General features: G+C 74.4%; 8 protein-coding genes. 5 read left to right on the top strand and 3 right to left on the bottom strand.

Features of this window, described 5'->3' with window-relative positions; genetic code table 11:
• Positions 1-310 precede the first annotated feature (310 nt).
• On the top strand, positions 311-1,297 hold the full coding sequence (locus tag ACIQUQ_RS27210) for an ROK family protein (RefSeq protein ID WP_403980774.1): 987 nt from the start codon (positions 311-313) through the stop codon (positions 1,295-1,297).
• Positions 1,298-1,417: 120 nt separating this feature from the next.
• Here the strand turns inward: ACIQUQ_RS27210 and ACIQUQ_RS27205 are convergent, their stop codons facing one another.
• Positions 1,418-2,413, bottom strand: a complete 996-nt coding sequence (locus ACIQUQ_RS27205; RefSeq protein WP_403980772.1) for a TAXI family TRAP transporter solute-binding subunit — start codon at positions 2,411-2,413, stop codon at positions 1,418-1,420.
• Between the two features lie 102 nt (positions 2,414-2,515).
• Here ACIQUQ_RS27205 and miaB point away from each other — a divergent pair, with 102 nt between their 5' ends.
• Entirely contained in the window at positions 2,516-4,036 is a 1,521-nt protein-coding gene (gene miaB, locus ACIQUQ_RS27200) for a tRNA (N6-isopentenyl adenosine(37)-C2)-methylthiotransferase MiaB (protein ID WP_403980769.1), read from the top strand.
• A 61-nt stretch (positions 4,037-4,097) separates the two neighbouring features.
• Positions 4,098-4,820, top strand: a complete 723-nt coding sequence (locus tag ACIQUQ_RS27195) for a class III extradiol dioxygenase subunit B-like domain-containing protein (protein ID WP_403980767.1) — start codon at positions 4,098-4,100, stop codon at positions 4,818-4,820.
• A gap of 76 nt (positions 4,821-4,896) precedes the next feature.
• On the opposite strand, the gene ACIQUQ_RS27190 is transcribed toward ACIQUQ_RS27195, so the two are convergent.
• Together ACIQUQ_RS27190 and ACIQUQ_RS27185 are read right to left on the bottom strand one after the other, a co-directional pair.
• Positions 4,897-5,169 carry an antitoxin gene (locus tag ACIQUQ_RS27190; protein WP_403980764.1) on the bottom strand — a complete coding sequence of 91 codons (273 nt, stop codon included), beginning with the start codon at positions 5,167-5,169 and terminating at the stop codon, positions 4,897-4,899.
• A gap of 24 nt (positions 5,170-5,193) precedes the next feature.
• Positions 5,194-5,457 carry a hypothetical protein gene (locus ACIQUQ_RS27185; RefSeq protein ID WP_403980762.1) on the bottom strand — a complete coding sequence of 88 codons (264 nt, stop codon included), beginning with the start codon at positions 5,455-5,457 and terminating at the stop codon, positions 5,194-5,196.
• 162 nt (positions 5,458-5,619) lie between these two features.
• Here ACIQUQ_RS27185 and miaA point away from each other — a divergent pair, with 162 nt between their 5' ends.
• A complete protein-coding gene (gene miaA, locus ACIQUQ_RS27180) occupies positions 5,620-6,558 on the top strand; it encodes a tRNA (adenosine(37)-N6)-dimethylallyltransferase MiaA (protein ID WP_403980760.1) in 939 nt (312 codons plus the stop codon).
• A 141-nt stretch (positions 6,559-6,699) separates the two neighbouring features.
• Complete coding sequence (locus ACIQUQ_RS27175) at positions 6,700-7,173, top strand: hypothetical protein (RefSeq protein ID WP_403980798.1); 474 nt, start codon at positions 6,700-6,702, stop codon at positions 7,171-7,173.
• Positions 7,174-7,226: the final 53 nt, after the last annotated feature.

Here is a 7,226-nt window from a genome sequence, read left to right as displayed (position 1 = left end):
CCTGGCCTTCGGCCACCCCAGGCCCGGGCCTGCCTCCGGACCAGCCTGCCACGACGCGTCAAGCACCTTCCCCACACACCACACGACCCACCAGGCCCTGCCAAGGGGGAGTGGCCTGGAGTGGGATACAGGCCCACGGGGTATCGCCTGGGCCCCTGGGCGAGGACCGGTCACCGACGTGGCCCCTCCGAGGTGACCGGCGTGCGCCCCCGGCGTGCTTCGGGAGACGGCCTTCCGGTCGGGCCACCCGCGGGCGTAGCGGGCGGGCAGCGCGCGCATACTGAAACCGACCCCTTTCCTGGAGAGCCACGTGATCACCCCCGCGTCGACCGTTCAGCTGCCCCGAGCCTCCGTCGGTGCCGGAGTCACCGTCGCCGTCGACATCGGCGGCACGAAGATCGCCGGGGCGTTGGTGCTGCCCGACGGCACGATGGCGGCGGCCACCCGGCGGCCCACCCCGCGCGGGGTGGACGGCGACGGGGTCATGGCGGCCGTCGAGGAGGTCGTCGCCGAGCTGGCCGGCGACCCGGCCTGGGCCGACGTACGACGTTGCGGCATCGGCAGTGCGGGTCCGGTGGACGCCTCGCGCGGCACCGTCAGCCCCGTCAACATCGGCGCCTGGCGCGACTATCCGGTCCTGGACAGGACCGGTGCCGCCCTGGCCGCGCACGGGGCCGAGGTGCCGGCCGTACTCGTCGGTGACGGCGTGGCGATGACCGCGGCCGAGCACTGGCTCGGCGCGGCCCGGGACCATGACAACGCGCTGTGCATGGTCGTCTCCACCGGCGTGGGCGGCGGTCTGGTGCTGGACGGGCGGCTGCATCCGGGTCCCACCGGCAACGCCGGTCACATCGGGCACATCTCCGTGGCCTTCGACGGCGAGCCGTGCGTCTGCGGCGCGCGTGGTTGTGTCGAGGCCATCGCTTCCGGCACCTCCATCGCCCGCTGGGCGCTGGCCCAGGGCTGGGATCCGGGTGCGGGGGACCGTACCGCCGCCGGGGTCGCCGCGGCGGCGCGCGGCGGCGACGAGGTGGCCCTCGCGGCCTTCGACCGTGCGGGACGCGCCCTGGCCGCGGCCATCGCGGCGACCGCGACCCTGGTCGAGGTGGACGTCGCGGTCATCGGCGGTGGGGTCGCCGCGTCCGGCGACACCCTGTTCGGCCCGCTGCGGGCGCACCTGTCCTCGTACGCCACGCTGTCGTTCGTGCAGTCCCTCACCGTCGTCCCCGCGGCCCTGGGCACCGACGCGGGCCTCATCGGCGCCGCCGCGGCCGCCACGGAGCTCCTCCCCGCCTGACCCGCCGCCCTCGTCTTCGGGCCCACGGCGCGGTGCCTCGCCCTGTGGCCGGGCGGCCGACCGTAGACGGCACTGCGAGGTGCCGCGCCGCTAAGTGGTGGCGGAGCCGCCCCCGGAGGGTTACGGCTTGGCCGAGCGGTAGTAGTGCGCCGCGCCCTCGTGGAGGTCCAGGGGGGAGGTGAAGATGGCCGTGCGGAGATCCACCAGCTGGGCCGCGTGGACCTCGCCGCCGATGCGGTCGCGGCTGTCGATCACCGTGCGGGTCAGGGCCTCGGTCAGGGCCGGGTCCGTGCGCTCCGTGGTCACCAGCAGGTTCGGCACGGCCAGCGTCGCCACCGCCGAGGTGTTCCGCGCCAGCTTGTACGCGTCCAGCTGGATCACCGCCGCCCGGTAGTAGCGCGAGGGGCTGCCCGCCCGCTGGAGTTCCCGTACCAGGTCGCCCAGCGGCACCAGGCGGATCTGGAACCGCTCCGACAGCTCCTTCACGGCCGTCGTCGGCAGGCCGCCCGACCAGAAGAAGGCGTCGATCCGCTTCGCCTCCAGCTCGGCCGGCATGGTGTCGATCCCTATCGACACGGGCTTGATGTCCAGCACCGGATCCAGCTGCGCCGCCGCCAGCAGCCGCTCCGACAGCAGCCGTACGCCCGAGCCCGGCTGGCCGATCGCCACCCGCTTGCCCCGCAGGTCGGCGGCCGACCGGACCGGGGAGTCCGCCGGCACGACCAGCTGCACGTAGTCGTCGTAGAGCCGCGCGCAGCCGCGCAGCAGGTCCGCGCCCGGCTTCCGGTCCAGCTGGTACTTCGCCACCGCGTCGGCCGTCGCCAGGGTGAAGTCCGCCTCGCCCGTCGCGACCCGCTGGAGGTTCTGCTGCGAGCCCTCGCTGTTCACCAGCTTCACGTCGACCTTCGGCAGGTCGCGACCCAGCTCCGCGCGCAGCAGCTGGCCGTACTTCTGGTAGACGCCCGACCGCACGCCCGTGCTGAAGGTCAGCCGCCCTTCCGGCTCCGGCCGGCCCAGCGGCAGCAGCCACCACAGCAGGGCCCCGGCCACGGCGAGCAGCGCCACCGCGCCCAGCAGGGCGCGGCGCCTGCTGATCCGGGAGAGCACGACGGGCATGCCCGCGATCCTGCCACCCCGCCTCCGCCCTGTCACGGCCGGCCCGTCCCGGCCGGCCTGCGGGCGGGAGGGCGCGCCGACCCCAAGCCTTACCCTTGTCGGGTGAGTGCTGAGGGCGAGGCTGCTGTGAAGACGTACCAGGTGCGCACCTACGGGTGCCAGATGAATGTGCACGACTCCGAGCGGCTGTCCGGCCTGCTGGAGGACGCGGGCTACGTCCGCGCGCCCGAGGGCATCGGCGAGGGCGAGGCGGACGTCGTCGTCTTCAACACCTGCGCCGTCCGTGAGAACGCCGACAACAAGCTGTACGGCAACCTCGGCCGGCTCGCCCCCATGAAGGCCGCCCGTCCCGGCATGCAGATCGCCGTCGGCGGCTGCCTGGCGCAGAAGGACCGCGAGACCATCGTCTCGAAGGCCCCCTGGGTCGACGTGGTGTTCGGCACCCACAACATCGGCAAGCTGCCCGTGCTGCTGGAGCGCGCCCGCATCGCGGAGGAGGCGCAGGTCGAGATCGCGGAGTCCCTGGAGGCCTTCCCGTCGACGCTGCCGACCCGCCGCGAGTCCGCGTACGCCGCCTGGGTCTCGATCTCCGTCGGGTGCAACAACACCTGCACCTTCTGCATCGTCCCCGCCCTGCGCGGCAAGGAGGAGGACCGCCGCCCCGGCGACATCCTCGCCGAGATCGAGGCGCTGGTCGCCGAGGGCGTCTCCGAGATCACCCTGCTCGGCCAGAACGTCAACGCCTACGGCTCCGACCTGGGCGACCGCGAGGCCTTCAGCAAGCTGCTGCGCGCCTGCGGCACCATCGAGGGCCTGGAGCGCGTCCGCTTCACCTCGCCGCACCCGCGCGACTTCACCGACGACGTGATCGCCGCCATGGCCGAGACCCCGAACGTCATGCCGCAGCTCCACATGCCGCTGCAGTCCGGCTCGGACACGATCCTGAAGGCGATGCGCCGCTCGTACCGCCAGGAGCGCTTCCTCGGGATCATCGAGAAGGTGCGCGCCGCGATCCCGCACGCCGCCATCTCGACCGACATCATCGTGGGCTTCCCCGGCGAGACCGAGGAGGACTTCGAGCAGACCCTGCACACGGTCCGCGAGGCCCGCTTCACGAACGCCTTCACCTTCCAGTACTCCAAGCGCCCCGGGACCCCGGCCGCCGACATGGACGGGCAGATCCCCAAGGAGGTCGTGCAGGAGCGGTACATGCGCCTGGTCGCCCTCCAGGAGGAGATCTCCTGGGAGGAGAACAAGAAGCAGGTCGGCCGCACGCTCGAGGTCATGGTCGCCGAGGGCGAGGGCCGCAAGGACGGCGAGACCCACCGGCTGTCCGGCCGGGCGCCCGACAACCGCCTGGTGCACTTCACCAAGCCGGAGGCGGAGGTCCGCCCCGGTGACGTGGTGACCGTCGAGATCACCTACGCCGCCCCGCACCACCTGCTGGCCGAGGGCCCCACCACCGAGGTCCGGCGCACCCGTGCCGGCGACGCGTGGGAGAAGCGGCAGGCCGCGCAGGCGGCCAAGCCGCAGGGGGTGATGCTCGGCATCCCGACGCTGGGCGTGCCCGCGCCGCTGCCGGTCGCCGCCGGCGGTTCGGCGTGCGGGTCCTCGACCTGCTGAGCCGCCTCGGGTGAGCCCGCGGGGCGCCGGGTCCGCCGGTCGCCCCGCTAGGCTGCGGATCATGCTGGTAGCCGCTGCCGTATGCCCGTGTCCGCCGCTCCTCGTGCCGCAGGTCGCGGCCGGTGCCGCGGACGAACTCGCCGATGCCCGCACCGCGTGCTCCGACGCGCTCGCGGTGCTGGCCGCCGCGCGCCCCGACCGGCTCGTGGTGGTGGGCCCCGCACGCCTGGAGGGTGTGGAGCCGTACGCCGAGGGGGCGCGCGGCACGTTCCGCGGCTTCGGCGTCGCGCTCGACGTACGGCTCGGCCCGGGGGAGGCCGCTGCCGGGGAGCCGGACGCCGCCGGGCTGCCGGCCTCCCTCGCCGTGGCCGGGTGGCTGCTGGACCACGTCGCCTGGGGTGCCGCGCCGGTGCAGGGCGTCGCCGTGGGCGAGGGGCTGCCGGCCGAGCGGTGCCTGGAGACCGGCCGCGACCTGGCCGCGGGTCCTGAGCGGGTCGGGCTGCTGGTGATGGGCGACGGCAGTGCCTGCCGGACGCTCAAGGCGCCGGGATACCTCGACGAGCGTGCCGCGGGCTTCGACGGCGCGGCCGCGCGGGCCCTGGCCGCGGCCGACACCGCCGCGCTGGCCGCGATCGACGCCGGGCTCGCGTCAGAGCTGCAGGCCGCCGGCCGGGCTCCCTGGCAGGTGCTCGCCGGAGCCGCCGAGGGTGCCGGGCTGGCCGGCCGGCTGCTGTACGAGGACGCCCCGTACGGCGTCGGCTACTTCGTCGCCGCCTGGTCCTGACCCGCCCGCCCCATGGGGGCACCCGGACGCGGGAACGGGGCGCGGCAGAACCGCGCCCCGTTCCTCGGGGACCGTGTCAGGAGGCCGGCGGCGGGGTCGGGCCGGGGGTGCCGGTCGTGCCTCCGGCGCCGCCGTCGTCGTCCTTGTGCGCGATCCGTCCCAGGGCGCCCTTTGCCTTGCCCGTACCGCTCTCGATCTTGTCGTGGTACTTGCCCTTGGTCTTGGAGTCGACGGCCTTCGCCATCTTGTCCAGACCGTGGCCGATCTTTCCCTCGTGCTGCTGTGCGAGGCCGCCGACCTTGTCCTTGGCGGGCGCGAGCTTGGCCTTGAGGTTGTCCAGCAGGCCCATGGGTCACCTTCTCTTGGCGGATGTTCACATACGGGCGCCGTCACCGGTCTCGCTGTCGACGGCCCCGTCGGCCGACTGCTGCCGGGGGATCGCGGCGCCGGCCTCGGCGGCCGTGCCGCCCTCCGGCTGCTCCGCCTCCTCGGCGGCCGTCCCGGCCCCGGGGACCGCGGCCCCGGCCGCTCCGTCGGCGTCCGCCGCCGCCTCGGCCGTCACCGGTGCCTCCTCGGTCGCCGCCTCGACGGCGGTCTGGTCCGCGTCCTTACGGCGAAACCATGCGAAAACGCCCATGTCTACTCCCATAACGTTACTCGTGAGGACAGGGTTCCGCGTTGCCGCAAGAGGCCGAACGGGCGTCTCCCGGGCCGGAACCCCGCCAGGGCAACGACCCCGCTCCGGGCCCGTCACCTCACCCGTTCGGGGAGCGGCCCCGACGTTTGCGAGACTGGGGCGGTGAGAAGCGCAGCCCCCGCCCCGCGGGTCATCGCCGTCGTCGGCCCCACCGCGGCCGGAAAGTCCGATCTGGGCGTCCACCTCGCCCGGCATTTCGACGGCGAGGTCGTCAACGCCGACTCCATGCAGCTCTACCGCGGGATGGACATCGGCACCGCCAAGCTGACGACCGAGGAGCGCGGCGGCATCCCGCACCACCTCCTCGACGTCTGGGACGTCACCGAGACCGCCAGCGTCGCCGAGTACCAGCGGCTCGCCCGCGCCGAGATCGACCGCCTGCTCGCCGAGGGCCGCACGCCGGTCCTCGTCGGCGGTTCCGGGCTGTACGTCCGCGGCGCCATCGACGCCCTGGAGTTCCCCGGCACCGACCCCGAGGTGCGCGCCCGCCTGGAGGAGGAGCTGGCCCTGCGCGGGCCCGGCGCCCTGCACGCCCGGCTGGCCGCCGCCGACCCGGACGCCGGCCGCGCGATCCTGCCGAGCAACGGCCGCCGGATCGTCCGCGCCCTGGAGGTCATCGAGATCACCGGGCGCCCCTTCACCGCCAACCTCCCGGGCCCCGACTCCGTCTACGACACCGTGCAGATCGGCGTGGACGTGGCCCGCCCGGAGCTGGACGAGCGGATCGCGCTGCGCGTCGACCGCATGTGGGAGGCCGGACTGGTCGACGAGGTGCGCACCCTGGAGGCCCAGGGGCTCCGCGAGGGCATCACCGCCTCCCGCGCCCTCGGCTACCAGCAGGTGCTGGCAGCCCTCGCGGGCGAGTGCACCGAGGACGAGGCCCGCGCCGAGACCGTCCGCGCCACCAAGCGCTTCGCCCGTCGGCAGGATTCGTGGTTCCGTCGCGATCCCCGCGTGCACTGGCTCAGCGGGGCCGCCGAGGACCGGGCGGAACTCCCCGGACTCGCGCAGTCGTTGGTCGAACGAGCGGTTACAGCCTGATCACGTGATGGCATCGGGACGCCCCGCACGCCTGTTGGGGGCCCGGTGGCGTGCCATCATCAAATTCCCGCCGGTCGTACGCACCGACGGGCACGCAAGCGAGTGAAGTCCAGGAAGTTCTGATGGGGAGGGCGCGTGGCGATGGAGGCCGGCCCTCGCGACACCGAGCGGAACGGCACCGGACCCGATCCGGAGTCTGTCCTTCCCGGTGACCTGGGCCTTCCGGCGGAGCCCGCCCGGCTGACGCCGGACGGGCCCGAGGACGAGACCGTCGTCCCGGAGGTCGAGGTCGAGCTGCGGCCGCAGCGCAAGCTGCGGATCTGGCAGCTCGCGCCCATCGTCATGCTCGCCGCCGCCGGCTCCCTGATGTTCGCCTTCCCCCTCGCCTTCGAGTTCGGCGACGGCGGCGCCGTCGTGGCCATGCTCGGCCTGCTGATCAGCTGCTGCGCCGGGGGCTGGGGCATGATGGCCGCCCGCCGCGTCGGCTACTCCTGGCCGGGCCTGCCCGCCCGCGGCTCCGGCGAGCGCCCGGACTGGCGGATCGTGGCCCTGTACGCCGTGGTGGTCCTCACCCTGGCGTTCCTCGCCGTCTGGCGCGTCGCCCGCCTCCGCTGAGCCGCCGCCGGGAGCACCACCGGCCTCGGGCCGGCACCCGGCCGGCGTCCGGC

The sequence above is a fragment of the Streptomyces sp. NPDC101118 genome (assembly GCF_044759445.1).
Lineage (GTDB): Bacteria > Actinomycetota > Actinomycetes > Streptomycetales > Streptomycetaceae > Streptomyces.
The sequence above is the reverse complement of the archived record's forward strand: the minus strand, read 5'-3'. Positions and strand labels throughout refer to the sequence as shown.

What these genes read in the sequence shown, in the direction of transcription:
- ACIQUQ_RS27205 (WP_403980772.1), bottom strand. Translation starts at nt 2,413, where the DNA reads ATGCCCGTCGTGCTCTCCCGGATCAGCAGGCGCCGCGCCCTGCTGGGC.
- ACIQUQ_RS27190 (WP_403980764.1), bottom strand. Translation starts at nt 5,169, where the DNA reads ATGGGCCTGCTGGACAACCTCAAGGCCAAGCTCGCGCCCGCCAAGGAC.
- ACIQUQ_RS27175 (WP_403980798.1), top strand. Translation starts at nt 6,700, where the DNA reads ATGGAGGCCGGCCCTCGCGACACCGAGCGGAACGGCACCGGACCCGAT.
- ACIQUQ_RS27185 (WP_403980762.1), bottom strand. Translation starts at nt 5,457, where the DNA reads ATGGGCGTTTTCGCATGGTTTCGCCGTAAGGACGCGGACCAGACCGCC.
- ACIQUQ_RS27195 (WP_403980767.1), top strand. Translation starts at nt 4,098, where the DNA reads ATGCTGGTAGCCGCTGCCGTATGCCCGTGTCCGCCGCTCCTCGTGCCG.